This window comes from Streptomyces sp. B1I3 (assembly GCF_030816615.1).
Classification (GTDB): domain Bacteria; phylum Actinomycetota; class Actinomycetes; order Streptomycetales; family Streptomycetaceae; genus Streptomyces.
Map to the genome: position 1 here is coordinate 1,973,360 of NZ_JAUSYD010000001.1, position 24,894 is coordinate 1,998,253.

19 protein-coding genes and 2 pseudogenes are annotated in these 24,894 nt (G+C 68.8%); 11 read left to right on the forward strand and 10 right to left on the reverse strand.

Features of this window, described 5'->3' with window-relative positions; all coding sequences use genetic code 11:
* Positions 1 to 3 precede the first annotated feature (3 nt).
* From pqqB to pqqE, 4 genes are read left to right on the forward strand one after another with little or no spacing between them, the layout of a single operon-like run.
* A complete protein-coding gene (pqqB, locus tag QFZ58_RS08990) occupies positions 4 to 900 on the forward strand; it encodes a pyrroloquinoline quinone biosynthesis protein PqqB (RefSeq protein ID WP_307124396.1) in 897 nt (298 codons plus the stop codon).
* Entirely contained in the window at positions 897 to 1,655 is a 759-nt protein-coding gene (gene pqqC / locus QFZ58_RS08995) for a pyrroloquinoline-quinone synthase PqqC (RefSeq protein ID WP_307124397.1), read from the forward strand. The genes pqqB and pqqC overlap by 4 nt, the downstream gene beginning before the upstream one ends.
* Complete coding sequence (pqqD, locus tag QFZ58_RS09000; protein ID WP_307124398.1) at positions 1,652 to 1,924, forward strand: pyrroloquinoline quinone biosynthesis peptide chaperone PqqD; 273 nt, start codon at positions 1,652 to 1,654, stop codon at positions 1,922 to 1,924. The genes pqqC and pqqD overlap by 4 nt, the downstream gene beginning before the upstream one ends.
* Positions 1,921 to 3,027: a pyrroloquinoline quinone biosynthesis protein PqqE gene (pqqE, locus tag QFZ58_RS09005; protein WP_307124399.1), complete on the forward strand. Its 1,107-nt coding sequence runs from the start codon at positions 1,921 to 1,923 to the stop codon at positions 3,025 to 3,027. Before pqqD ends, pqqE begins: the two co-directional genes overlap by 4 nt.
* Before the next feature lie 380 nt (positions 3,028 to 3,407).
* Here the strand turns inward: pqqE and QFZ58_RS09010 are convergent, their stop codons facing one another.
* Genes QFZ58_RS09010 through aroQ form a run of 3 tightly spaced genes read right to left on the reverse strand, consistent with a single transcriptional unit; the run spans position 3,408 to position 6,560 of the window.
* A complete protein-coding gene (locus QFZ58_RS09010) occupies positions 3,408 to 5,198 on the reverse strand; it encodes a bifunctional sugar phosphate isomerase/epimerase/4-hydroxyphenylpyruvate dioxygenase family protein (protein ID WP_307124400.1) in 1,791 nt (596 codons plus the stop codon).
* A 19-nt stretch (positions 5,199 to 5,217) separates the two neighbouring features.
* A complete protein-coding gene (locus QFZ58_RS09015; RefSeq protein WP_307124401.1) occupies positions 5,218 to 6,093 on the reverse strand; it encodes a shikimate dehydrogenase in 876 nt (291 codons plus the stop codon).
* Positions 6,090 to 6,560 carry a type II 3-dehydroquinate dehydratase gene (aroQ, locus tag QFZ58_RS09020; protein WP_307124402.1) on the reverse strand — a complete coding sequence of 157 codons (471 nt, stop codon included), beginning with the start codon at positions 6,558 to 6,560 and terminating at the stop codon, positions 6,090 to 6,092. Before aroQ ends, QFZ58_RS09015 begins: the two co-directional genes overlap by 4 nt.
* Before the next feature lie 139 nt (positions 6,561 to 6,699).
* Here aroQ and QFZ58_RS09025 point away from each other — a divergent pair, with 139 nt between their 5' ends.
* Together QFZ58_RS09025 and QFZ58_RS09030 are read left to right on the forward strand one after the other, a co-directional pair.
* On the forward strand, positions 6,700 to 7,368 hold the full coding sequence (locus QFZ58_RS09025; protein ID WP_307124403.1) for a TetR/AcrR family transcriptional regulator: 669 nt from the start codon (positions 6,700 to 6,702) through the stop codon (positions 7,366 to 7,368).
* A 370-nt stretch (positions 7,369 to 7,738) separates the two neighbouring features.
* A pseudogene (locus QFZ58_RS09030) lies at positions 7,739 to 7,982 on the forward strand (glutathione-dependent formaldehyde dehydrogenase); the annotation flags it as partial.
* A gap of 96 nt (positions 7,983 to 8,078) precedes the next feature.
* On the opposite strand, the pseudogene QFZ58_RS09035 reads toward QFZ58_RS09030, so the two are convergent.
* The 4 genes and pseudogenes from QFZ58_RS09035 to QFZ58_RS09050 form a co-directional block, all read right to left on the reverse strand.
* Positions 8,079 to 8,360, reverse strand: a pseudogene (locus QFZ58_RS09035) (replication initiator); the annotation flags it as partial.
* A gap of 255 nt (positions 8,361 to 8,615) precedes the next feature.
* Positions 8,616 to 9,491: a universal stress protein gene (locus tag QFZ58_RS09040; protein WP_307124404.1), complete on the reverse strand. Its 876-nt coding sequence runs from the start codon at positions 9,489 to 9,491 to the stop codon at positions 8,616 to 8,618.
* A 289-nt stretch (positions 9,492 to 9,780) separates the two neighbouring features.
* A complete protein-coding gene (locus QFZ58_RS09045) occupies positions 9,781 to 12,426 on the reverse strand; it encodes a cation-translocating P-type ATPase (protein ID WP_307124405.1) in 2,646 nt (881 codons plus the stop codon).
* Positions 12,427 to 12,533: 107 nt separating this feature from the next.
* Positions 12,534 to 14,918 carry a phosphoketolase gene (locus QFZ58_RS09050; protein WP_307124406.1) on the reverse strand — a complete coding sequence of 795 codons (2,385 nt, stop codon included), beginning with the start codon at positions 14,916 to 14,918 and terminating at the stop codon, positions 12,534 to 12,536.
* Positions 14,919 to 16,051: 1,133 nt separating this feature from the next.
* On the opposite strand from QFZ58_RS09050, the gene QFZ58_RS09055 reads away from it, so the two are divergent.
* The 3 genes from QFZ58_RS09055 to QFZ58_RS09070 all read left to right on the forward strand — a co-directional run bounded on the left by QFZ58_RS09055 (position 16,052) and on the right by QFZ58_RS09070 (position 18,875).
* Positions 16,052 to 16,684, forward strand: a complete 633-nt coding sequence (locus tag QFZ58_RS09055) for a hypothetical protein (protein WP_307124407.1) — start codon at positions 16,052 to 16,054, stop codon at positions 16,682 to 16,684.
* Between the two features lie 473 nt (positions 16,685 to 17,157).
* Entirely contained in the window at positions 17,158 to 18,027 is an 870-nt protein-coding gene (locus tag QFZ58_RS09065; RefSeq protein WP_307124408.1) for a universal stress protein, read from the forward strand.
* Between the two features lie 119 nt (positions 18,028 to 18,146).
* On the forward strand, positions 18,147 to 18,875 hold the full coding sequence (locus QFZ58_RS09070) for a pyridoxamine 5'-phosphate oxidase family protein (RefSeq protein WP_307124409.1): 729 nt from the start codon (positions 18,147 to 18,149) through the stop codon (positions 18,873 to 18,875).
* Between the two features lie 119 nt (positions 18,876 to 18,994).
* On the opposite strand, the gene QFZ58_RS09075 is transcribed toward QFZ58_RS09070, so the two are convergent.
* The 3 genes from QFZ58_RS09075 to QFZ58_RS09085 all read right to left on the reverse strand — a co-directional run bounded on the left by QFZ58_RS09075 (position 18,995) and on the right by QFZ58_RS09085 (position 23,317).
* Complete coding sequence (locus tag QFZ58_RS09075) at positions 18,995 to 20,707, reverse strand: GAF domain-containing protein (protein WP_373428536.1); 1,713 nt, start codon at positions 20,705 to 20,707, stop codon at positions 18,995 to 18,997.
* A gap of 131 nt (positions 20,708 to 20,838) precedes the next feature.
* The gene (locus QFZ58_RS09080) at positions 20,839 to 21,558 is read right to left on the reverse strand and encodes a response regulator transcription factor (protein ID WP_307124410.1); all 720 of its coding nucleotides are present in this window, start codon (positions 21,556 to 21,558) and stop codon (positions 20,839 to 20,841) included.
* A 1,189-nt stretch (positions 21,559 to 22,747) separates the two neighbouring features.
* Positions 22,748 to 23,317: an SMI1/KNR4 family protein gene (locus QFZ58_RS09085; RefSeq protein WP_307124411.1), complete on the reverse strand. Its 570-nt coding sequence runs from the start codon at positions 23,315 to 23,317 to the stop codon at positions 22,748 to 22,750.
* Positions 23,318 to 23,698: 381 nt separating this feature from the next.
* Here QFZ58_RS09085 and QFZ58_RS09090 point away from each other — a divergent pair, with 381 nt between their 5' ends.
* Positions 23,699 to 24,061: an SRPBCC family protein gene (locus tag QFZ58_RS09090; RefSeq protein ID WP_307124412.1), complete on the forward strand. Its 363-nt coding sequence runs from the start codon at positions 23,699 to 23,701 to the stop codon at positions 24,059 to 24,061.
* 263 nt (positions 24,062 to 24,324) lie between these two features.
* Entirely contained in the window at positions 24,325 to 24,819 is a 495-nt protein-coding gene (locus tag QFZ58_RS09095; protein WP_307124413.1) for a hemerythrin domain-containing protein, read from the forward strand.
* Positions 24,820 to 24,894: the final 75 nt, after the last annotated feature.

Genomic DNA, 24,894 nt, shown 5'->3' on the forward strand with positions numbered 1-24,894 from the left:
CCCGTGCTGCTGCTCACGCTGGGCACGGCAGCGGGTGGAGGAGTTCCCCAGTGGAACTGCGCGTGCCCCGGATGTTCCGGGGCACGCGCCCACCCCCGCCGGCGCCGCAGCCACGACTCCCTCGCCGTTCTCGGCGACGGTCGGTCATCATGGTTCCTCCTCAACGCCGGTCCCGACATCACGGAACACATGGAGACGCACACCGAGCTCCGCCCCGGCGCGGGCAGCGAGCGCACTCCCGTAGTCCAGATCCTGCTCACGGATGCCGAACTCGACCATACGCTGGGCCTGTTGCGACTCCGTGAGGCCCACCATCTGGAGATCTTCGCAACGCCACCCGTGCGCCGGGCGCTACGGGAGCGTCTGGCCCTGGACACTGTTCTCACTCCGTACACCACCCTCACCTGGCATGACCTGCCCCCTGCCGGGCACACTCCGGCGGTGGCCGCCGGAATCGAGGTGTCCGCCATTCCCCTGTCCACCAAACGTCCCCGATATGCAGCCGATGCTGTGGAGGACGACAGCTGGGTCGTCGCTGCCCGGCTCCACGACCCGGCCACCGGCAAGACGGCGATTTATGCACCGGCGCTCGCGGCCCGAACCGAGGAGTTCACGAAGGAGGCCGCCGGGGCCGACTGCGTCTTCGTCGACGGAACGTTCTGGGACGACGAGGAGCCAAGGCGCCTGGGCATATCCGCCCGGACCTCCACCGGCATGGGACATCTGCCGATCGACGGCCCCGGCGGAACGGCCGAGTGGCTGGCACGGCTGCCGGCCCGCTGCCTTTACACCCACCTCAACAACACGAACCCCCTGGTCGACCCGTCTGCCCCGCAACACGGCGTCCTCTCCGGGCTGGGGCTTGAAGTGGCACAGGACGGCATGGTGATCGAACTATGACAACAGCACCCGCACGGCCGGCCCAGGCCGCGGCATCCACCGAGTGGCCGGACAACAGTCCTCTGCCACCTGCAGCATTCGAGCACGAACTGCGGGAACTCGCGCGGAGCCGCTACCACGACACCCATCCGTTCAACGTACGGATGCACCAGGGCGGGCTCAGCCCCGTCGAGCTCCGGACCTGGGTCGCCAACCGGTTCCACTACCAGCGGAGCATCCCGGTGAAGGACGCCCTGATCCTCGCCAAACTGCCCGAGCCGGCCATGCGCCGCTCCTGGCTGCGCAGAATCCAGGATCATGACGGCCTGGCGGACGGCGAAGGCGGTATCGAGCGCTGGCTGCGGCTCGGCGAGGCGGTCGGCCTCGACCGCACGGAACTGGAATCGGGCGGTTCCGTCCTCCCGGGGGTGCGTTTCGCAGTCGACGGCTACGTGAACTTCTGCCGGCTGAGCCCCGTTCTGGAGGCCGTGGCGTCCTCGCTTACAGAACTGTGCGCACCCAACATCATGCTGACCCGTCTGGAGACCTTTCCCCGTCACTACCCGTGGATCGAGGAACCGGGCCTCGCCTACTTCCGCAACAGAGTTCCGCAGGGGCGCCGCGACGGTGTGGAGGCGCTGAACTGGGTCACCGAGTGGGCGCAGACCCGCTCCGAACAGCTTGCCGCACTGTCAGCCCTCGCCTTCAAGTGCGACATTCTGTGGTCGCTGCTGGACGCCGTGGAGCACGGGAGCAGGCCGGGGAGCGCAGCATGACGACACCCGATCCGGATCGCTGGTGCCCGCGTCCCGCTCCCGCCGTCCTCCTTCGGCACGACCGCGCGCGCGGCAATCACGTCCTGCTGATGCCGGAGCGCGTCGTCGTACTGACGGGCAGCGCCCGGCACGTGGTGGAGCTGTGCGACGGAACGCGAACGGTCGCCAGGATCACCGAAGAGCTGCGGGAGCGCTTTCCCGAAGCTCCCGTCGACGCGGAAGTGGGTCCGTTCGTGGAACGGATGCGCAAGGAAGGCTGGATTCGTTGAGCACGATCGCACCCCCCTGGGGTCTCCTGGCGGAGCTGACGCACGCCTGTCCGCTGCACTGTGGCTACTGCTCCAACCCTCTTGAGCTGACACGCCGCTCCCGCGAACTGACCGCCGAGCACTGGGTGGACGTATTCCGGCAGGCTGCGGATCTCGGCGTTCTGCAGACGCATCTCTCCGGGGGCGAACCGCTGCTCCGCAAGGACCTCGAGGCCATCGTCACCGGTGCTGAGGAAGCCGGCGTCTACACCCAGCTGGTCACCAGCGGATCAGGGCTCACCGAGGACCGTCTCCGCTCCCTGACCGGCGCGGGACTGCGCAGCGTACAGCTTTCGGTGCAGCACGCAGACCCCGAAGCCTCGGACCGTATCGCGGGCAGCCGGGCGTTCGCCGCCAAGGAGACCGCAGCGGCACTCGTCACCGAGGCAGGGCTGCCGCTGGGCGTCAACGCCGTGCTGCACCGTCACAATCTGGATGCCGTCGACGGTCTCGTGGAGCTCGCCCTGCGCTGGGGAGCGGACCGCATCGAGCTCGCCAACACCCAGTTCTACGGCTGGGGCCTTCTCAACCGGGAAGCGTTGATGCCAGGCCGTGACCAGCTCGCCCGTGCGGTGGATTCCGTCAACAGGTGGCGTGAGCGGCTGGAGGGAAGCCTGGAGATCGTCTGGGTCGCGCCGGACTACTTCGACGGGGTGGCCAAACCCTGCATGGGAGGGTGGGGAGCTGTCTCCCTCACCGTGGCCCCTGACGGCACTGCCCTGCCGTGCCCAGCGGCGGCCACCCTGCCTGGACTCGAACCGGTCAACGTCAAGGACCACCCCTTGCGCTGGATATGGGAGGAGTCCAGAGCGTTCAACCTCTACCGGGGAACCGACTGGATGCCTTCGCCGTGCCGGACCTGCGAACGGCGCACCCAGGACTTCGGCGGGTGCCGCTGCCAGGCTTTCGCCCTCACCGGCGACGCCACCCGCACCGACCCGGCCTGCTCGCTCTCTCCCGACCACACGGCACTGACGGCCCTCACCCACTCCGATCCCGGCAAACTGACCGACGTGATCCCCCGCCGACCGACCACCGGCCCGCGGTCCGCCGCCCACGCCTGAGCCCCAGGAGCCCGCGCCTGAGCGCGTGGTGCGTCGGCTGGAAGCACCGGCTGTTCGGCGCGGCGGGAAGCCTGGAACCCAATCGATCGCCCGAGCCGCCGGATCACGTGGCTGACACCCGATGTGTCTTTTCAATTCGTGCCGGGAAGCGCCCCGTTGTGACACACGTCGCGTCGGACCGCGCTTTCGGCTCTTCGCCACCAGCGATAACCACCAGGGGCGACACGCACGTCGGTCTCTGCCGAACCGGCGTTGGCCGCCCTCGTCCACTCCGTCAGGAACGCAATACTGACGAACACCACGCGGAGGCCGGGAGGTCAGCTCAGGACCTTTTTCGGCTGCCACTTGTCCTTCGTCAACACACACCGGTGGCCGGCCCGTCACACCTGCATCTGAGCGTGCTGCGCGGTCAGGCGCACATGGGCGCTCTGCTCACCGAAACCTGCGTACTCGCTGTCGCGCTGGACGACTTCGAAGAAGACGTCCCCGATGGTCTTGGTGTAGAAGTGGCGGAACTGACTGCCGTGCTCGTCGCAGTCGTAGAGAATGCCCAGCGCACGGTAAGTATGCAGTTCACCGGGGCCGAATTCGTAGCGCGCAGCAAGGTCGTCGTAGTAGTTGTCCGGCACCGGCAGAAGATGCCCCGCGGCGCCGATCTGCCTCGCGGCAGCGACGATGTCGTCGGTTGCCAGCGCGATGTGCTGGGAGGCGCGATGAGAGGCGCCCGGCGCAGGGTCGATGCTCAGCGCGATGCGCACGGAATCGTCCTGGTTGCTGACCGCCCTGCTGCGCCGCAGGCCGTACGGGTCGGGGACATCGACGCTGCCGTGCGGCCGGAGCCCGATCACACTGCGGTAGAAGAGAAGCGCCTCGTCGTACTGGTGCCACGGCTGGGTGAGCGCGACGTGATCAATACCCGTGATGGGACCGGCCTGAGCCGCCGAGCCCCCTACGGCGGCGAAGTCGTCGAGCCAGTCGGGCAGATCCTGCCGGCCGGACGCGCAGAAGAAGAGCTCGGTCCCGTCCGGGGCTGCGACTGTCTCCAGTAGGACATCCGTGCGGGCGCGGCGGCGTGGCAGAACCGGCGCGCCGAGAGACTCCGCCCGCTTGGCCGCAGCCCCCGGGTCAGGGGACTCGATGCCGAGGGCCGCGAGGCGGGGCCCGCTACCGCCGGTGGCGGGTTCCGTGTTCACCAGGACGCGTGCAGCGGCCTGTTCCCAGAGGTCGACGGGCTTGAACCGATGTTTTCCGGTGCGCGAGAACCCCAGCGCCTGGAGCAGGACGGTGACCGGCTCCGTATCCATGGTGACCAGTTCGGCAAAGGCGATTCCGGTGGGAGCGACGGCGGCGGGAAGCTCCAGCACGCCGGCGGCCTCCTGCAATGCGGTGAGGGAACGCCTCGCGTCGATGGCGGTGCTGCCGGAGTCGGCCTGGCGGAACACGTCGTTGAAGACTTCCAGCGACAGCGGGCCGTCGTATCCGGACCGGACCACGGACCGGACGAACTCCGCGAGGTCGAAGTCGCCCTGGCCCGGAAAGAGCCGGTAGTGGCGGCTCCATTGCAGGACATCCATCCCCATGAACGGGGCATCAGCGAGCTGAACGAAGAAGATCTTCTCGCCGGGGATCGCGGCGAAGCCCGCCGGGTCCGAACCACGGGCCAGAACATGGAAGCTGTCGAGACAGATACCGAGAGCGGGGTGGTCCGCTGACTGGACGATGCGCCAGGCGTGGTCGTACGTGTTGACATGACGTCCCCACGCCAGCGCCTCGTAGGCGACGCGGATCCCGTACTCGTCCGCCAGTCCGGCCAGTTCACGCAACTGCGCCGCGGCCAGGGCATCGTCGTCGCGGGCGTGTACGGAGACGTTGGAACACGCCAGGACGGTGTCGATGCCGAGTCGGCGCATGACACGGAACTTGTGCTCCGCCCGGCGCATACTTCGGGCGAACGCGTCGGTGGACAGACCTTCGACATCCCTCATCGGCTGATAGAGAAACAGTTCGAGCCCCAGGTCCGCCGCGCGTTCCCTCACCTGTTCGGGTGCGAGCGGACTGCCCAACAGGTCGTTCTCGAAGATCTCCACGCCGTCGAACCCGGCACGGGCCACGGCATTGAGTTTCTCGGTCAGAGTTCCGCTCACGGAGACGGTGGCGATGGACGTGCGCATCGTGATCCTTCTTCTGGCTTCAGCTGCGTGGACCGGGGACCCTTGCGAGGTCGGTGACGTCGGCGAGCATGCGTTCCACATCGGGTTCGCGTCGGGTGAAGAACCGGAAGGCGTCCGCGGCCTGCAGCGCGACCATCCCCGATCCGTCCAGCGTGGTGCAGCCCAGTGCGCGCGCCTCGGCGAGCAGTCGTGTCTCCAGCGGCCGGTAGACGACTTCGGCTACCCACAGCCCCGGGTGGAGCAGTTCGGGGGCGAACGGCGTCCCGGGATGCGCGCTCATCCCGGTCGGGGTGGCGTGCACCAGGCCGTCGCAGCGGGCCAGTTCCCGGGCGAGATCCCGTGGACCGCCGGCGACCACGCGGTGCACAGGAAATCTGGCGTTCAATGAGGCCGCTAGGGAACGGGCCCGCGACTCGTCCGTGTCAACCAGGGTCAGACGGACGGTACCGAGCGCAAGCATGGCGTGGGCGACGGCCGCGCCTGCTCCGCCGGCTCCGAGCTGGACCACGTGCGAGACGGGCGCACCGGGCAGCCCCCGGATGAACGCCGCGCCGAATCCTGTGACATCGGTGTTGTGCCCCGTGGCCAGGCCGTCCCGGAAGACGATGGTGTTCACGGCGCCGAGCGCGTCTGCCTGCGGGTCGAGAGCATCGAGGTAAGGGATGACGGTCTGCTTGCAGGGATGGGTGATGTTGAGTCCGTCATATCCGAGGTCCCGGGCCGCTCGTACGAGCTCTCCCACCCGCTCGGGGCCGCCACCCAGGACATCCAGGTCCAGCAGCTTGTACAGATAGCGCAGACCCTGCCGGTCCGCCTCGCGCTCATGCAGAGCGGGGCTGAGCGAGGTGGTGATGCCCGCACCGATCAGCCCCACCAGATACGTACCCGCAGTCACCGTGCTCCCCCGCCGATCAACCGCGCCAGACGCGTCAGCGCGAAGACGTACCCATCCGTGCCGGCCCCGCAGATCACAGCGTCCGCCACCCCCGACACGTAGCTGTGGTGACGGAACTCCTCACGTCGGTGAATGTTCGTCAGATGGACTTCCACGACCGGACGGTCCACCGCCGCCAGAGCGTCGCGGATGGCAAGCGAAGTGTGGCTGTAGGCACCCGGGTTGATCACTATCCCGGCGAACTCGGTGCGTGCCTCGTGAATGGCGTCGACAAGGCCGCCCTCGTGGTTGCTCTGTCTGCACTCGGCTTCCAGTCCGTTGGCAGCCGCGGTGTCCTGGCAGAGCTTCTCCACATCGGCGAGGGTGTCGCTGCCGTAGAAGGCGGGCTCACGGGTGCCGAGCAGATTGAGGTTGGGCCCGTTGAGCACGAGCACCCTCCCGACCGCCCGTGCAAGGGGAAGGTCCATCACACCTCCGATAATGTACGAACTAGTACGTTACTTATAGCAAGAGTCCGCCTTGGCGAGAAGCCCTGCGCCGAAGGATCCGGGCACGGCCTGCTCCTACAATCACAGGACACCCTCGACGCACCGGAGGAACCAGGGCATGCCGAGCGCCCAGAAGCCAGCGCCCGCAGAGCGTCAGCGCGACGCGGCCCGCACCCGGGCGGAAATTCTCGCGGTAGCGACCAGAGAGTTCGCCCGGGACGGTTACGCAGGCGCACGGGTCGACAAGATCGCCGACCTGACCCGCACCACGAAGCGGATGATCTATTACTACTTCGGCGGCAAGGAACAGCTCTTCACCGCGGTACTCGAAGCCGCCTACTCGGAGATCCGCCAGCTGGAAGGCGACCTGGACGTCGAACATCTCGACCCCGTCGCCGCCACCCGCCGGCTGGTCGAGCTGACCTTCGACCACCACGAGGCGCACCCCGACTTCATCCGGCTCGTCAGCATCGAGAACATCCACGAGGCGGAACACATCACCGGCTCCGAGAAGTTGAGTCGGCTGGGCTCCCCGGCAACCGACGTACTCCAGCGCATCCTGGAGTCAGGACGGAAGGCGGGGCTGTTCCACGCGAACGTCGACGCCATCGACGTACACGCGATGATCAGTTCGTTCTGCTTCTTCCGCGTGTCGAACCGCCACACGTTCGGCGCCCTCTTCGGCCGCGACCTCGTCGCTCCTGACAGCCGGGACCACTACCGGAACATGCTCGCGGACATGATCTGCGCTTACCTCACATCACCGCCCGCACGCAGCGACACATAGGAACTGACACAGCGGCACATCAGGAGCTGTTTGCGCTCCCAGAGCAATGCTTCGCAAGCCCGGAGCGCCGATTGAGAAGCCGTTGCCATACCGATCACGAGGCCCGCGGATCGAACGAGAATCCAAGCCGCATCGACGCCGGCGAGGTCGATCCACGGAGTCTGGACCCTCGTCGTGCCCCAGGCGGGGCTCAGTCCACCACAGGACGACGTTGAGCCGCCGTTCAGCCGCCTGCTGGAAAAGGTGCGGAGTGCCTCGAAGTGGCAGGTGAGGTACGGGCGCGGGACATTCCCAGGGCAGTCGCTGCTTCTTGGGCGCCCGCCGGAGACGCCGCGATGGCAGCCTCCCAGGCTACCGCAGCGAGTGTGGTGGCATGAACGGTGGTGCGGCCGGCCCGCTGCCGATGCTGACCATGTCGACAAGCAGATCCAGCTCAGGATGGGTAGGGCCAACGTCAAACGCTAGGTGGACGACAATGTGCCGTTGCTGACCGACGACCCGTTGGGCGTCGACACGTTCGCGACGCACCACCTGCCGCTCGGAGAAGGCTCCGAGGCGTACAAGACCTTCCAGGACAGCAGGACGGCATCATCAAGACGCTCCTGATTCCCTGAGCCGTATGGCGTCGACCGAGACGTTCAGGGGGCCACAGCCCGCTTCGCCGGCTGAGGGGCGAGCCGGTGCGCGCGAACGAACACCCCCACAAGCCCGGCTGCGTAGAGGCGGGAGCAGGCCGGGCAGCGGGAGGCGCGGCGGTTGCCGCACGTGGTGAGCAGGCTGCCCGTCGGCTCGTCCGACGTGTTGTAGGTACGCAGCACCTCGCCGGTCGTGGTGTCGACGGTGGTGGTCTGCCCGGTCAGGCGGACGGGTTCGGCGCAGCCGCCGAGGCGTTCGATCTGCTGCTGTGCACGGTCGAAGCCGGGGTGATTGACCAGGTGGAGCAGGTCCCGTACGGCGGGGCTTGCCACCTGGCGCAGGTCCGGGGTGACCATTCGGGGCGTGTCTCTTCTGTTCGGGTGGTGGGACCCCGAGCAGCAACCAGCCGGTTCTGTAGGCGTGTTGGTGCTGCTCGGGGCATGGCGAACCAGGCCCAGGGGTGGGCGTGGGTTCAGCGAGGGGGGATGTGGCCGGTGAGACCGGGGCTCAGAGCTGAGCGAGTGCGGCGGTGGCCACCTGCTCGATGCGGTGCTGGAGGGTGCCGGCGGTGACGAGCGTCGCCGCACGGCGAGGCGGTGCGGGCGGCCGCCTTACCTGCGGGGGGAGTCGTGAGGCACGACCGCCACAGGAGCTGTGGCGTGGTGCAGAACGGCGTGGGTGACCGGACCGAGGCGCCGCAGGCCCGCCTCGTGGCTGCGCCGACCGACGACCACGAGGCCGGCACGGGCACTGTTGGACAGCAGTACCTCGGACGCCGAGCCGATCTCGAAGTGCTCGATGACCTCCAACTGCGGGTACTTGTTGCGCCAAGGCTCGAGGGTGTCGGCCAGGACCTCCCTGTTGATCTGCTCCAGAGCGTTCGCCTCGTCGACCAGATACAGCGAGCCCGGGCTCCAGGCGAGGGCCGTCGGGATGTTCCAGGCGTGTACGGCACGCAGGGCCGCTCCGCGTCCGGCCGCGGCGGAGAAGGCGAACTCCAGGAGCGGGTCCCCGATCTGTCCAGGTTCCACGCCGACCACCACTTCCGGGGCCTGCTGGGGCGTGCCGGAATTCGGTTCCCCGACCATGACGACCGGCCCGGCTGCCTGGCGCAGCACCTTCATCGATACGGAACCGAGCAGGTATCCGGCCAAGGTGCCGTATCCGCGTGATCCCAGCACCAGCATGTCGGCGCGTGCGGCTTCGGCGAGGAGGGCGGGCACCGGGTCGCCGACGAGAAGCTCGGTGGTGACGTCCAGGGCCGGATGACGCTTGGCCACGCGGGACCGGGCCTCGTCGAGCATGTTGCGCACCCAACGCTCGTCGGCCGCCCGGTCTCCGACGTACACCACGTCGATGGGGTGCCAGACCCAGGCGTGGACCAGTCGCAGGGCCGACCCCCGGCGCTCCGCCTCCTCCGCCGCCCAGTCCGCCGCCGCCGAAGCGTGGTCGGTCCCGTCCAGTCCTACGGTGATGGTGCCGGACATGTTGCCTCCCGATGCTGCCGCTGAGGCGGAGGCCCCGGCGGACGTGATGACGTGAGCTTCACACGGGGCCGGCGTCCGGCACTGGGGCCGATCGTCCCTTGTGTGGGCCTGAGCGGCCCTGGTTGTGCTGCCCGATGGGGCCTCGTACCGGTCTCAGGTTGCGGCGTAAGGCGCGATCGTCGCTGCGGTCGGAGGAGCGGCTGCCGGGCTGCGGCCCCGCCTGGGCGTGGAGCAGCACCCGGCCCCAGTTGCCGGGATGGACCGTCTTGCGTCCTGTCCTGTGGAGGTATTACCGGACTGGAGTGTGGTCCGGGCGGGGCGTGGCAGTCGGCTTCGAGGAGGCGCCTGTGCTTTTCGCCGGGCGGCTCTCCGTACGAGCCGCGAGGAAGGCGACGATGCCGGCCGCCGCGGCGATGCCGACGTCCGGCCAGGACGGGGCCGTGGTGTCCAGGAGATGCGCGAGGAAGGGGACGTACGCGGCGGCGGCACCCAGGGCGGCCGCGGTCAGCACGGCGACCGGGAGGGAGAGGTTCCTGCGGGTGAGAACCCGCTCGCGCAGTCCCATCGCGACTCCGAGCTGGGCGGCCAGCAGGGACAGGAACAGCACGGTCTGCCAGGGCCCGCCGGTGTGGCGGGCCCACAGGGCCACGCCGAGGCAGACAGCCGTGACGAGGATCGACAGCCTCAGGACACGCTGCCACAGGCCGTCGCCGAGGACATGCTGATTCGGTCGGCGGGGCGGATGGTGCATCGCGTCGGGGGAGGCAGGTTCGGCTCCCATGGCCACCCCGGTCAAGCCGTGCGTGAGGAGGTTGATCCACAGGATCTGCCCGGCACGCAGGGGCAGCGCGAGGCCGAACAGCGGGCCCAGCAACATGATCATGATCTCCGCCGCGCCGCCGGCCAGTGCGTAGAGGAGGAAGCGGCGGATGTTGGCGTAGACCCGGCGCCCCTCCTCCACGGCCGCGACGACGGAGGTCAGCTCGTCGTCGGCAAGGACCAGGTCGGCGGCCTGGCGGGCGACTTCGGTGCCCCGGCGGCCCATGGCCACGCCGATGTCGGCCTGGCGCAGTGCGGGGCCGTCGTTGACACCGTCGCCGGTCATCGCGGTGACCTCACCGCGTGCCTGCCACGCCTGAACGATGTCCAGCTTCTGCTGAGGCGTGGTCCGGGCGAAGACCCTGACGCGGGTGACGTCGGGGACCTGACCCGCCGCCAGTTCCTGGCCGGTCACCACCGAACCCGGCCGCTCGGCTTCGTCGTCCCGCAGGATGCCGACGCGTACCGCGATCGCGCGGGCGGTCGCCGGGTGGTCGCCGGTGATGAGGACGGACGCGATGCCCGCACGCCGGCAGGCTCGCACGGTCGCCTCGGCGGCCTCCTTGGGTGGATCGCTGATGGCTGCCAGACCGAGCAGTCTCAGACCGTTCTCACTCGCCCCGGCGGGCTCGGGCAGTCCGGTGCGGGACCCCGCGGCCACGGCCAGGACACGGTAGCCCTGGGCGGACAACGCGGCCGCCTCCGTGCGCGCCTGTTCCAGCAGGTCGGGCTCCTCTGCGAGCAGCGACGCGTCCAGCACCGTCTCCGGCGCCCCCTTGAGGTAGATCTCGATCGTTCCTCTCGGTGTGCTGTGGAGGGTGGTCATGCGCTTGCGAAGGCTGTCGAAGGGGATCTCCCCGACCCGGGGCCGGGTGAGGACGAGACCCTCGCGGGCACAACCGGCCTTCGCGGCGCCCGTGAGCAGGGCGGCTTCCGTCGGGTCACCGAGGGCGGCCCACGGCGCGTCCGCATCGGCGGGCGGGACGAGGGAGGCGTCGTTGCACAACGCGGCCGCCACGAGGACTTCGCGTACGGCGTCGGTCAGACCCGGCCCGGCCGGAAGCCCGGTGTCCAGGAACTCACCCACCGGTTCGTACCCACTCCCGGAGACGGCGACGGTGCCGTGAGGGGTCCAGACACGTTCGAGGAGCATGCGGCCCTCGGTGAGGGTGCCGGTCTTGTCGGTGGCCAGGACGGTGACCGACCCCAGGGTCTCGACGGCGGAGAGACGGCGTACCACCGCGTTGCGGGTGGCCATCCGCCGTGCGCCCAGGGCAAGACCCAGCGTGACCACCGCGGGCAGTGACTCCGGGACGGCGGCGACGACAAGGCTGATCGCGGTGAGGGCCATGAGTTCCAGCGACTGACCCCGTAGCAGTCCGAGGGCCAGGACCAGGAGACACAGTCCGACGGTGACGAGGGCCAGCACCTTGCCGAGGCCGGCCAGACGCTTCTGCAGGGGAGTCATCTGCTGCCGGGGATGCAGCGAGGCCGCGATCACCCCTAGCGCGCTGTGTGATCCGGTCGTGGTGACCGTGGCCAGCGCCCGGCCGCGCACCACCACGGTTCCGGCCCGCAGCCGTGCCGCTTCGGGGTCCGGGCCGTGGGCCTCTTTGTCGGCCGGTACCGATTCGCCGGTCAGGGTCGACTCGTCGACCAGGAGTGCTGCGGCCTGCAGGAGGATGCCGTCCGCCGACACGATGTCGCCCTCCCCCAGCACCAGGGCGTCACCCGGTACGACATCGGCGGAGGCGACCTCCTGCTCCGTGCCGTCGCGCAGGACACGCGCGGTCGGGGCGGTCATGGCTGACAGGGCTGCGACCGCGTTGTCGGCGCGGACCTCCTGCACCACCCCGACAGTGGTGTTGAACAGGACGACCACGCCGATGATGACCGCGTCGGCGTAGTCCGCGGTGGCGAGAGTGAGTGCCACCGCGGCCAGCAGCACGACGACCAGCGGGTCGCGGAGCTGCGCAAAGACCCGGGACCACAGGGAGATCGCGGGGGGCGGGGCGAGCGCGTTGGGGCCGTACTCGGCCAGGAGCCCGGCTGCCTGCTCCCGGCTCAGGCCCTCTTCACGGGTCGGTTCGGGGCGAAGACCGGACGATACGGGCATGGCGGCTCCGGCTGCTCTGGTTCGGCGTCACGGTTCCGTGACGTGGTGCGGTGTCCCCTGGCGACGGGCGGGGACGCGGAATCCGCGTCCTCGTCGGTTTCCGGGCCTCAGCCGGCCCAGGTCCAGTCGCTGACCTCGGGGAGATCGGTACCGTGTTCGCGGATCCAGGCGTGGTGGCGCAGGCGGACGTCCGCCATCTCCTGGCGGATCGTGGCCGCGCGGACGGCGAGGCCCGGGACACGGTCGATGACATCCATGACCAGCCGGTAGCGGTCCAGGTCGTTGCGCACCACCATGTCGAAGGGAGTGGTCGTGGTGCCCTCCTCCTTGTATCCACGCACGTGCAGGTTCGCGTGTCCGGTGCGCCGGTAGGTGAGGCGGTGGATGAGCCACGGGTAGCCGTGGTAGGCGAAGATGACGGGCTTGTCGGGTGTGAACAGGGCGTCGAAGTCCGCGTCCGTCATGCCGTGCGGGTGCTCCTCCCCCGGCAGCAGACGGGCGAGGTCGACCACATTGACGACCCGGACGGCGAGGTCGGGCAGGTCACGCCGCAGGAGCTGGACGGCGGCCATCACTTCCAGGGTGGGTACGTCCCCCGCGCACCCGAGTACGACGTCGGGCTCTCCGGTGTGGTTTCCGCTGCCGGCCCAGTCCCAGATTCCCGCACCGCGGGCGCAGTGGCCCCGGGCCTCCTCGAGTGTCAGCCAGTCGAAACAGGGCTGCTTACCGGCCACGACGACGTTGACGTAGTCACGGGAGCGCAGCACATGGTCCGCCACGGCCAGCAGCGTGTTGGCGTCCGGCGGCAGATACACCCGTACGACCTCAGGGGACTTGTTGAGGACGTGATCGATGAAACCGGGGTCCTGGTGGGAGAAGCCGTTGCTGTCCTGCCGCCACACATGTGAGGTGAGCAGGTAGTTCAGCGAGGCGATGGGACGCCTCCAGGGCAGGCGGCGGGAGGTACGCAACCACTTGATGTGCTGGTTGACCATGGAGTCGACGATGTGGACGAACGCCTCGTAGCAGGAGAAGAGACCGTGCCGGCCGGTGAGGAGATAGCCCTCCAGCCACCCCTGGCAGGTGTGTTCCGAGAGGATCTCCATCACCCGGCCGTGCGGGTCCAGGTACTCGTCGGTCTCCAGGGTCTGTGCCTGCCATGCCTTGCCGGTCGCCCCGTACACGGCCTGGAGCCGGTTGGAAGCGGTCTCGTCCGGTCCCACCAGCCGGAAATCACGCCGCTGCGCAGTGTGCTCCATCACCCCTTCGAGCAGATCACCCAGGATGCGGGTGGGCTCGTGCAGGGTGGTGCCGGGTTTGTCGACGACGACTGCGTACCGTTCCAGCGGCGGGATCGGCAGGTCGCGGACGAGCAGTCCTCCGTTGGTGTGCGGGCTCGCGCCCAGCCGCCGTGCACCGGCGGGCACGCACTCCAGCACGGCCTCCACCGGCCGCCCGGCCGAGTCGAAGAGCTCCTCGGGCCGGTACGAGCGCAGCCACTGCTCCAACTGGCGCAGGTGGTCGGGGTTCTCACGCACGCCGGTCAGCGGGACCTGGTGGGCGCGCCACGTTCCCTCGACCGGCAGACCGTCGACCTCGGCCGGTCCGGTCCACCCCTTGGGTGTCCGCAGGACGATCATCGGCCAGCGGATGCGTCCGGTCACGCCTTCCTCGCGGGCCTTGTGCTGGGCGGTTTCGATCCGGTCGAGCGCGATGTCCATCGCGTGCGCCATGGCGCTGTGCACCTGCAGCGGGTCGTCGCCCTCGACGTGGAGGGGGTCATGCCCCACGCCGCGCAGGAAGGCGTCGAGTTCCTCCCGGGGCAGACGTGCTAGCACGGTCGGGTTGGCGATCTTGTAGCCGTTGAGGTGCAGGATCGGCAGGACGGCTCCGTCGTGGAGGGGGTCGAGGAACTTGTTGGAGTGCCACGAGGCCGCCAGTGGCCCGGTCTCCGCCTCACCGTCACCGATCACACACGCGACGAGGAGATCCGGATTGTCCAGGGCCGCACCGTAGGCATGGGCCAGGGAGTACCCGAGCTCGCCCCCCTCGTGGATGGAGCCCGGCGTCTCCGGCGCCACGTGGCTGGGCACGCCGCCGGGGAAGGAGAACTGGCCGAAGAGCCGGGCCATGCCGTCGGCGTCCCGGCCGACATCGGGATAGGTCTCGGAGTACGTGCCCTCGATCCAGGAATTCGCCAGGACGGCCGGACCGCCGTGGCCGGGCCCCCAGATGCAGACAGAGTCCTGGTCGCGTTCTCGCGCTGCGCGGTTGAGGTGGGTGTACACCAGGTTCAGGCCGGGTGAGGTTCCCCAGTGTCCCAGCAGGCGCGGCTTGATGTGCTCGGGCCGCAGCGGCTGATCGAGCAGCGGGTTGGACATCAGGTAGATCTGGCCGACGGCCAGATAGTTCGCAGCCCTCCAGTGCGCGTCCAAGGACGCGAGTGCGGCGTCGTCGAGGTAGTGGTCGTCCGACCGGACAAGGGTGGGCATATCTGGCTCCTTGACTGAGACCGAGCCGAGCCGGCCCTACGTTCCGCACGCCGGTGTCTCAACAGCCGCCGCACGGCGACAAGCGTCGCCCCGCCGAAACTTCCAGCCGTGGTGACCGTCGGCGGCGGCCTCGGGCTGTTCGCCATCGTTGTCGCATCGGCGAGCGGGAGGAGAGGGGCCGGTCGGCCCTGTGCGGGAGCCGGGCGACCCCTCTTTCGTCGCGGCTGCCGCTGCGAGGCTTGAACTCGTTGAGCCACGACCTCGATCTGTTCAGATGAGCGTCCACACGCCCTGTATCGCACCTTTCTGTTGAGGAACACCCCGGAGAAGGGTTCGCTCCGAGCGTGCTCCTCGATGCGTCGGTCCTCGATGCGTCGGCCGACGGGGCACTCCTGGTCCTCGGACCGAGGAGTCGCGGCGGGTCCGCCGGCTACCTCGCGGGATCGATCGCGCTGTACCTCACCACCCGGTCCACCATCCCGGTCGTCCTCGTAGGAGCAGGAGAACTGGGCGAAGACGCGCACCAGTTGGACGCGGAGAGCCGCAGCTCGACGGAGACCCCGTACCGGAACATCGTGCTCGGGGGGATCGACCTGGCACACCCTGCGACGAGGCCGTCGCCTTCGAGTCGGCCCGGCCACGAAACGCCCCCTGCCTGTCCTCCATGGCTACTGCTCCTCGCCGATCGCGGCGGCGGTATCCGGGGCCGTGGTCGACTCCGAGGTGGCCGCGGAGCACGAGGCGGGCGCGACCGGCTCCGGTCACGACCGCGCACCGGGCCTGTGACCCAGGCTGCCGTGCATCACGCCCGGTGCCCGGCAGCCGTGGTGCCACATGCCCGAACCGGCCGTCGGCGTCTTACCGACCTACGGAGTACCGCGCTCCGCGGGCTCCCGCCCGGCGCGGACCGCACACGATCCGCTCCACCGAAAGGGACCGGGTCCGGACCACACCGACCGGAGAGGGGGGCGAGCCGGTTGGGGGCCACCCTTCGGCCGTCTCCCAACCGGCTCGCCAAGCAGGGACCTTCGGCACCGTTCGAGGACCGACAGGACCGGTGCCAGCGCCTGCCCCGGCGGACAGCCTGGACGGGCACACGCATTCACGCGTGGCATGAGCGAGGGCGAGAAACCATGGCGCTGCAACAGAACCCCCGCCCCGTCACAGGGACCCACTCCTCTGCCTCACACAGAGGCACGGCGGAGCGAGCGGCCGCCGGCGGAACGGCCCCCCGCGACGAAACGACCGGCATCACTCTCCTGCGTACCGCCGCTGTGCTCCGCATCCTCACTGCGTTCACCTTCCTGTGGGCGTTCTTCGACAAGGCTTTCGGCTGGGGCTACGCGACCGGATCCGGTAAGGGGTGGGTGGACGGCGGCTCACCGACCATGGGCTTCCTGAGCGGCGTCTCGGCCGGACCGATGGAGAGCACCTTCCATGCCTGGGCCGGCGACACCTGGGCGGACTGGGCCTTCATGCTGGGACTGCTGGGCATCGGCGGGGCGCTGCTGGGCGGGATCGCGCTACGGCCTGCCGCACTCGCCGGCACGGCCATGATGGCGCTGATGTGGGCGGCGGAATGGCCTCCGGCCCGGCACCTGTCCGACGGTTCGCCCAGCATGTCGACGAATCCGATCATCGACTACCACGTGCTCTACGCCGCCGTCCTCGTCCTGCTCGCCGTGGCACTCGCCGGGCGCGCCTGGGGCCTGGGCCAGGCATGGGCTCGCCTCCCCCTCGTACGCGAGAACCGCTGGCTCCTCTGAGCCGATGCCGACGCCTGCCGTCAGCGCCCCCGGGGTCCTCGCGTCACCACCTCGTTCGCGTGTCCGCTCGGGGCCGTCCGCGTCCGCCCACCCTGCAGGACGCGACAGCCGTCGTATGCGACACCGACGGCGTCATCACCGACTCCGCCGGAATCCACGCGGGAAGCGGCGCGCAGGCTCACGACCCCCGTCGAGCGCATCGCCGTGATCGAGGATGCCCTGGGGATCGAGGCAGGGCATCGCGGCGGTTTCGGCCTCGTAGTCGGTGTGGACCGCACCGCGGGCCCGGGCACCGACGGCGCGCTACTGCACCACGGCGCCGACCTCGTGGTCAGGGGCCTGGCCGAGTTGACCGGCAGTGACAGCCGGGGCCGTTCGGGGGCGTCCATGGGACCAACGGCCCCTGCTGAGCGGCCTCATGGCCGAGGGAGAGTGGGGGCATCCCGTAAACGACCCCTCAACAGGAGGCTTGCATGCCCTGTACCGTGACCGCAGGCGCCGACAATTCGCGCGAGAGTCTGGCGGCAGTGGAATGGGCCGCCGGTGAGGCATCGCTGCGAGGGCTGCCGCTTCGGCTGCTCCACGTCCGGGAAGCCTCACCGGCGATGAGCGCCTCGCTCGCCGGATCCGCGAGGGCCGATTGGCCCTACGGCAGTCCGCAGTTGGCGGTCGAGGCCCTCCGAGCTCGCCATCCGCGCCTCGAAGTGGCAACCGACGACGTTCTCGGCAAGCCGGCCGATGTCCTCTGCACGGCGGCGAAGGACCAGGAACTCCTCGTACTCGGCTCGCGAGGGCTTGGCCGGCTTACGGGCTTCCTCCTCGGCTCCGTCTCGCTGGCGGTCATCGCCCGCAGCACCACACCGGTCGTCCTCGTGCGTGCGGAGGACACTTCGTCCGCACGGGAGTGGCAGACGTCCGGCGACGTCGTCGTCGGTGTGGACACCTCCCAGCCGTGCGACGCCGTGCTGGAGTTCGCTTTCGCCCACGCGGAGCGGCACGGTATCGCGTTGCGGGCGCTGCACAGCTGGCGGCTGCCGCCCTTGTACACCGGCGATCCGACAGGAGCGATGCTGACAGTCCGGACCGAACTGGACACGTTGACGAACGAGTCCCTGACGGACGCTCTCGCGCCCTGGCGGGAGAAGTTCCCCACCGTCCGCGTCACCGAGCGATGCCGGCCGGGCCAACCCGCACACGACCTCGTGGAAGCATCGCACGATGCCGGTCTTCTCGTCGTGGGCCGCAGGGAGCGCGGGTCGGCCCCCGGCATCCACATCGGTTCCGTCGCGCACGCGGTGCTGCACCACTCCAAGACGGCGGTCGCCGTAGTACCTCACGCCTGACCAGGCGCCATCTCGCGCGAACCCGAACGGCCGACGCCAACTCGAATGCCGCACGGGGAAGATACATCGCTCCACCTCACCGAAGCAGCGCCTCATGCCAACGAAAGGCAGGCTGCCCCATGCCGCACACATCAGCACTCGGTCCCCCCTCCACCGCGTCCCACCTCCGGCAAGGAGACCTGGGCCGACGCCTCACCATGCGTCGAGAGCAACTCGGACTCTCTCACCAGGAAGTCGCAGCGCGATGCCGCTCGGCGGCCGGGTACATCAGCTACTTGGAAGAACAACCGGTCACCTCACCGAGCGCCGGGTTCATGATCTGCCTCGCCAACGCACTGGAGACAACGGTGGCCGAACTGACGGGAGGCAGCGCCGCCCTCCCGCCGGGAAGGGGGAGGGCGGCCCACCATCCGCAGTTCACCGAGCTGGGTGCCGGAGAGTGCCGTCGGCTGCTGGGCACGCACGGCGTCGGGCGGGTGGGCATCTCCACACCCGAAGGGCCCCTCATCCTGCCGGTCAACTACACCTTCCTGGAAAGCGCGATCGCCTTCCGCACAGCCCCGAACGCCCCACCCGCGGCAGCCGCGGGAAACCGGATCGCCTTCGAGGTGGACCGCATGGACGACGCCCTCAGCCAGGGCTGGAGCGTCCTACTGGTGGGCGTGGCACGAGCGGTCACCGACATCGTCCAGGTCAGTCTGCTCGACGAGAAGGCGCTCTCCCTGCCGTGGGCAGGCGGCGACCGCAGCCTGTGGATCACGGTCGTGCCCACCCGGATCACCGGCCGCCGGATCGCTGCGCGCGACACCCATTTCTCGTCCACCGTCACGGCGCCCGAACTGCAGTGACCGGCTCACATATCGGGCCGTGGTGGAGCGCAGGACGTGCCCGGACATCTGGCACACGCTGGTCACCCGCCTGCCGCCGGTCCGCTCCTCCTCGAGGGGGCGGGACGGGACTCCGGTCCCTAACATCCCAGCGCGGGAACACGCCACACCAGGAGTGTTCCGCCCCCCTCCGGTGAGGACAGCTCCATTGTGCCGCCGCATTCTTCGGCACGGTCCGTCAGGTTCCGCAGGCCGCTGCGGCGGCTGCCCGCGCCGATTCCGACGCCGTTGTCGGCGACGGTCAGGGTCACCTGACGGCCGTCGGTCTGAAGGATGACGTCCACCCGCGTCGCATGTGCGTGGCGGGCGACGTTCGTCAGGCTCTCACCGAGGACGGCCAGGACATGGTCGGCGACGGGCCGGGAGACCTGCGTGTCGAGCAGGCCCTCCTTGCGCAGAGACGGCGAGAAGCCGAGGGCCGCGGCCGCGCCGGCGACGGCCCGCACGGTACGGGCCCGCAGACTCTCGCCATCTCCGCTCACGTCCGATCGGAGACCGAAGATCGTGGATCGGATGATCTTGATGGTTTCGTCCAGGTCGTCGACCGCGCGCTCCACCCGTTCCGACGCCTCGGGATGGTCGATGAAGCGCCCGGCACTCTGCAACGTCATCCCCGTCGCGAACAGCCGTTGAATCGCCAGGTCGTGCAGGTCCCGGGCGATACGGTCACGTTCCTCCAGGAGCACCATCTGCTCGGCGTCCCTACGACGTTCGGCCAGCTCCATGGCCACAGCGGCCGTACCGGCGAAACCGAGGACGGGGCTGGTCTCCTCGGCGGTGAAGGGCTCACTCCCCTCGGTGCGGACAAGCAGCAGAACACCGCGTACTCCGGTGCCGGTGCCGATGGGGACCGCCACGGCCGGCCCGAGATCGACCGGCCAGGCCGGGTCTGCCGCGACCCACAGGGCGTCCGCGTCCTCACTGGTGACTGCTACGGCCCGGGCGAACGCCTTACCGATCAATCCGCCGGTCATCACGGGGCGCGGGCCTTGGAAGGTTTCGGCCTCCAGCCCGCTGGCCAGTTCCACGACGAAGTAATCCCGCTCGGCCGTGGGCAACGCCACCACGACCAGGTCCGCACCGGCGATCTCACGCGCCCGGTCGGCGATGAGAGCGAGCACCGCGGCGCGCGGGCTCCCGGAGAGCAGACTGTGCGTGACCTCGGCCGTCGCCTGAACCCACAATTCCCTCTGCTGTGACCTCTCGTACAGACGAGCATTGTCGATGGCCACCCCGGCCGCCACGGCGAGCGTGGTCAGGATCGACTCGTCCTCGGCATCGAACTGGGCGCCGCCCAGCTTCTCTGTGAGGTACAGGTTGCCGAATACCTGGCCGCGTATCCGGATCGGCACTCCCAGAAAGCTGTCCATCGGGGGATGACCCGCGGGAAATCCGTACGAGGATTCGTGCTCCGAGAGCTTCCCCAGACGGAGGGGTTCAGGGTGCGCGATCAGCTCGCCAAGAATGCCGTGGCCCGACGGCGACGACCCGATCGAGGCGACATCCTCGTCGTCCATACCGACGGTCAGGAACTGGACGAGTTTCTCGTGATCGGGTCCGATGACACCGAGCGCGCCGTACCGCGCCCGGACCAACGTCGTAGCCGCCTTCACCACGTGCCGCAGTACCTGTTCCAGATCCAGGTCGCGGCCGACGGACATCACCACTTCCATCAGGTCCTGGACCCGGTCACGGGTGCTGTGCGCCGCGTCCAGCCGATGCTGTAGGAGGGCGAGTCGCTCCGCGCAGTCCTTCAGGTCATCCTGCGTGCAGCCGTCCTGGGTGTGCGACACCGAAAACACTCCTCGGGCTGCGGTAGAAAACTCATCATCGGGACTGCGGGGCCCCGAAAGCGCTCAAAGGCTGCTCGGCTACGGGACGAGAGAACCGACAGGTCAGCGGTACCGCTCGGCCCCCGCCATGGCTAAGCCTCTCTGGGTCGGCTCTCGCCGTGGCGTACCTCGCCATCCGCCCCCCTGGGTACCTGGGCAGCTATGACAGCTGCCTGCACCCGTCGTTCCACCCCGAGCTTCGCCAAGAGGCGAGAAATGTGATTCTTGACCGTCTTCTCGGCGAGATAGAGCCGCAAACCGATCTCACGGTTGGTCAGGCCCTCGCCGATCAGCGCGAGGACGTCACGTTCCCGGTCGGTGAGACCGTACAGCGCATCCCCTTCGGACTTCACGCGGTCGTCACCCCGTAGCCGCGACATCAACCGGGCGGCGGCGCTGGGGTCCAGCATGGACCGGCCGGATCCCACCGTACGCACCGCAGCCACAAGGTCACCACCCTGGATCAGCTTGAGCACATACCCGGACGCCCCGGCCATGACGGCGTCCAACAGGGCTTCCTCGTCGTCGAAGGACGTCAGCATCAGGCAAGCAAGGTCAGGCATGCGCGAGCGCAGTTCGCGACAGACATCCACGCCGTTGCCGTCGGGAAGCCGTACGTCGAGCACCGCCACGTCCGGGCGCAGAGCGGGGACTCGCATCAGCGCCTGTTCCGCAGTCCCCGCTTCCCCTACGACGCTGATGTCGGGTTCGTCACCGAGAAGATCACGTACACCCCGTCGGACCACTTCGTGATCGTCGAGAAGGAAAACCCGGATCGGATTCTCAGCACTGCGTGAACCGCTGTCCGGCATGGACCGCTCCCAGCGAATGTCGGTCGCGCAGTCTGCGGGGCCAAATGCCTCCGCAGAGTCAATAGTGCAGTATTCATGACTCCACGGCCAGGGCCTCTCGTCCCTGACTGCGAGCTTCCGGAAGCCCAGGGGCCGGGTAGCACCACGATCGAGCGTCAAGCATGCCCGCCCCGACCGGAAACGGTCACTGTCGCCGGCCCTGCCGACGGGTGAAGGCCAGGTCGGGCCGCTCCCGCAGCTATGCCGCCCGCTCGACCTGTTGCTTACGTGGAGACAGGGCTTGCACATCGTCAAGCTCCGAAGATCCGGTCAGGCGCCCTTTGTTGCAGGTTCCGGCATCGCCACGCACCCGACGTGGGAAGTCATCGGCAACACGTGAAGCCCCGCAGTCGGTCTCGCCGCTCCGGTCCGTGAGGGCTCCATCCCCTGAGGTATGGCTTGAGTTCCTCCGGCGTGGGTCCGTGTGTGCGGCATCTCTGCGAGCCTCCTCAAGGGGTCGATCGACCTCACGTACCCCCTTGCCCATTGCAGCCGGCGTCGGGCCGAGTCCAGAGCCGCCTCGTCCACAGCACCTTCCAACTCGCCGATACGGCGTTCCAATGCCGTGCGGTACGCACTGAGCACAGCGGCCTCTGGCCAGCTCCCGGCCTGTTCACGAAGTACCTGGGAAAGTTGTTCGCGAACAGCCTGTGCCCCAGCTACGTCCATGACCACCTGCCAGCGGACTTCACGTTCGGCCCTGGCCTGCTGTTCATCCTGCCTGCGCCGAGCGCCCTCCCCCGCTCGTGCCTCGATCTCTTCAAGGATCACGCCCAGGGCTTCTTCAAGGTCCGGGTCTTTCGATCCCGCCGGCGACCGGGCCGATCAGACAGGCGATGGGCGGTCTCTACGACGAGCCGAGCGGAGCGTCATCAGGGCCCTTCGATCCCGCAAGGCATCGGCTGAGCGCCAGTACTGCCATATAGATGCGAAAGACGCCCGTCAGCAGTGGGAGTCCCCCCTGGAACTTTTCTGGGACTTCCATGCTCATCAACCGGCACGAGCGTGAGAGAGCCGAAAGGTCATTCGCGCCGGCCAGCGTCCATCACACGCCCATCACAGCAGGTCACCGCCTACGGCGCCCCCATCGGTGGCCACGCTGCGAATGCTCAAGGAAACGTACCCCCCGGAACAACCGAGGCGCTTTGCGTCATGACCAGACGAGTCGCCCTTCGTCGACCTCGCAGACCGGATGGTTTCCCTCGGCGATCCTCGTCAGCATCTCCGCCACGGAGTCGAAATAGTGAGCCAGTGATTCGTACTCGCCCGTTTTCGTGATCTCACCCACGAACCAACTGCCGATACGCCCGTCCCGCGCGTCGATGAACATTCCCGTCCAGCCGTCCAGGTCCGACAGGAACGGGATCCACTCATTACGCCAGAACGGATTATCCGGCTGGTCCGGAGGGTCGAATCCACCGGGCCTGGAGCGGTTCGCATAGAGGTTCTCCATCGCCCGGATGCCCAGAAAGAAGCTGCCCTCATCGGGGAACCCGGCGAAGCCGCAACATGCCACGTCGTCGTCCACATCTTCCTCAGGGCGATCCAGATTGTTCTGCAGCAGCCACGCCCGCAGATCCTGAGGGAGGGGGATACCCATCCTTTTCTCGGCGGCCGCGAGCATCTGTTCCGTAGCGGGCCCAGGCAGATCCGCGTGTTCGGCCGGGGCGTGCTGCTCAAGGAGACTCATCACGCGGGACCAGCTTTTCCCCACAGTCATTCCCCTCTCCCCTCTGCGCGGATGCCTCATACGACTGCGCCACTGCGGGGACTACCGTTCGAAGGGTCGATGCCGGGCGCCGTAGTCCCGAAGCGTGTGCACAAAAGCCATGTTGGTGGGCGCCGACCGGAAAACCTCGCACGGATGGTACTCCGAGCAAGCCTCCCGCCCCACCCCACGCCCACGCCCACGCCCACGCCCACAACCATTTGGCACCTTCCGGCCCGAAGTGCAGGACCGGCCGCTCGGCGAGGCGACCGCCCGCCAACTCCTCCCGGACACGGCCGCTGTTCCTCGGCGGACCCGGCCGAGAAACCTGCGCGCATGCGGGCACCGCCGTCCCGTGAGCATGGTGGGCAGGTGAGAAGAACGGTGCGCGCCGTGGGCGCGGCAAGCGCGGAGACGGTCTGGCAGCGGTACGTACGGACGGCGGCCTGGCCCCTGTGGGCTCCGCAGATCCGGGCCGTGGAGGCGGAGGCCGAGCTGCGAGCGGGCATGCGCGGCCGGGTGGTGCCCGTGGTGGGGCCACGCGTCGCCTTCGTCGTCGAGGCCGTCGACCATCAGGCCCGCACCTGGCGGTGGCGGGTCCGGGCGGGCCCGGTTCGGATGCGCCTGTGGCACGCCGTCCGGACCCGCACCCCGGCTGCCACGGAGACCGAGCTGTGCATCGACGGCCCCACCCTGGTCGTGGTGGCGTACGCGCCGCTGGCCCGGCGCGCGCTACGCCGTCTGGTCCACGACTGAGACGACGGCATCACCCTTGGGAGGGATCTCCCTGGGATCTCGTAGGGGCTTCTCCCGGGCCTCTTCCCCCGGGCCTCCGGCCGGAGGCCCGGGGCGGGCAGGAAGGCGCCGAAGGTCCTTCCTGCCGATCGGATCCACGTCCCTCCTGACGACCGCACGACGTGGCGGGATCCCGAGCTCCGTCGGCCCCGGCCTGACCGTCCTCGCTTGTTTGCGCCTCCCTGGGGTAGCAGCGGTACACCGTACGAGGAGAGGAGCTTGTGGTGTCCGAAGCGCGTGACGTGGTGGCCGTGATTCTCGAGGACCATCGCACCATGGAGGAGCAGCTGCGGAGGATGCGGAGTGTCGAGGAGGACCGGGAGGCAGCTCTCCGGGACTTCGCCGCGCTTCTGATCGCCCACGGGGAGGCGGAGGAGGCCGAGGTGTACCCCGCGCTCAAGCGGTTCCGGAACGTGGACAACGAGGAAGTCGAGCACGGGGAGGAGGAGCACCATGAGGGCAACGAGGCGCTCCTCGCCCTCATGGAAGTGGACGAGGTCGGCTCCGACGAGTGGGACGAGAAGCTGGAGGAGCTCGCGACGGCCGTCACGCACCACATCGACGAGGAGGAACGCACGATCCTCAACGGCGCCCGGGAGAACGTGCCGGACGCGCGCCGCGCCGAACTCGGTGCGGTCTTCCTCCGCGACCGGGAGAAGCACCTGCGGGCCGACTGCGGGAGCATCGACAGTGTCCGCGCGGTCGTCCGGGCGCACTGAATCCACAGTCACGTACGTCACAGCAGGTCACAGCTGTATAGGTCACAGCAGCGACGCGGGCACCCATCCGGACAT

Coding starts and splice junctions, on each gene's coding strand:
- aroQ (WP_307124402.1), bottom strand. CDS start 6,560: ATGGACCTTCCCCTTGCACGGGCGGTCGGGAGGGTGCTCGTGCTCAAC.
- QFZ58_RS09085 (WP_307124411.1), bottom strand. CDS start 23,317: ATGACTGTGGGGAAAAGCTGGTCCCGCGTGATGAGTCTCCTTGAGCAG.
- QFZ58_RS09065 (WP_307124408.1), top strand. CDS start 17,158: ATGCCCTGTACCGTGACCGCAGGCGCCGACAATTCGCGCGAGAGTCTG.
- pqqD (WP_307124398.1), top strand. CDS start 1,652: ATGACGACACCCGATCCGGATCGCTGGTGCCCGCGTCCCGCTCCCGCC.
- QFZ58_RS09055 (WP_307124407.1), top strand. CDS start 16,052: ATGGCGCTGCAACAGAACCCCCGCCCCGTCACAGGGACCCACTCCTCT.
- QFZ58_RS09045 (WP_307124405.1), bottom strand. CDS start 12,426: ATGCCCGTATCGTCCGGTCTTCGCCCCGAACCGACCCGTGAAGAGGGC.
- QFZ58_RS09070 (WP_307124409.1), top strand. CDS start 18,147: ATGCCGCACACATCAGCACTCGGTCCCCCCTCCACCGCGTCCCACCTC.
- pqqC (WP_307124397.1), top strand. CDS start 897: ATGACAACAGCACCCGCACGGCCGGCCCAGGCCGCGGCATCCACCGAG.
- QFZ58_RS09050 (WP_307124406.1), bottom strand. CDS start 14,918: ATGCCCACCCTTGTCCGGTCGGACGACCACTACCTCGACGACGCCGCA.
- QFZ58_RS09010 (WP_307124400.1), bottom strand. CDS start 5,198: ATGCGCACGTCCATCGCCACCGTCTCCGTGAGCGGAACTCTGACCGAG.
- QFZ58_RS09025 (WP_307124403.1), top strand. CDS start 6,700: ATGCCGAGCGCCCAGAAGCCAGCGCCCGCAGAGCGTCAGCGCGACGCG.
- QFZ58_RS09080 (WP_307124410.1), bottom strand. CDS start 21,558: ATGCCGGACAGCGGTTCACGCAGTGCTGAGAATCCGATCCGGGTTTTC.
- QFZ58_RS09040 (WP_307124404.1), bottom strand. CDS start 9,491: ATGTCCGGCACCATCACCGTAGGACTGGACGGGACCGACCACGCTTCG.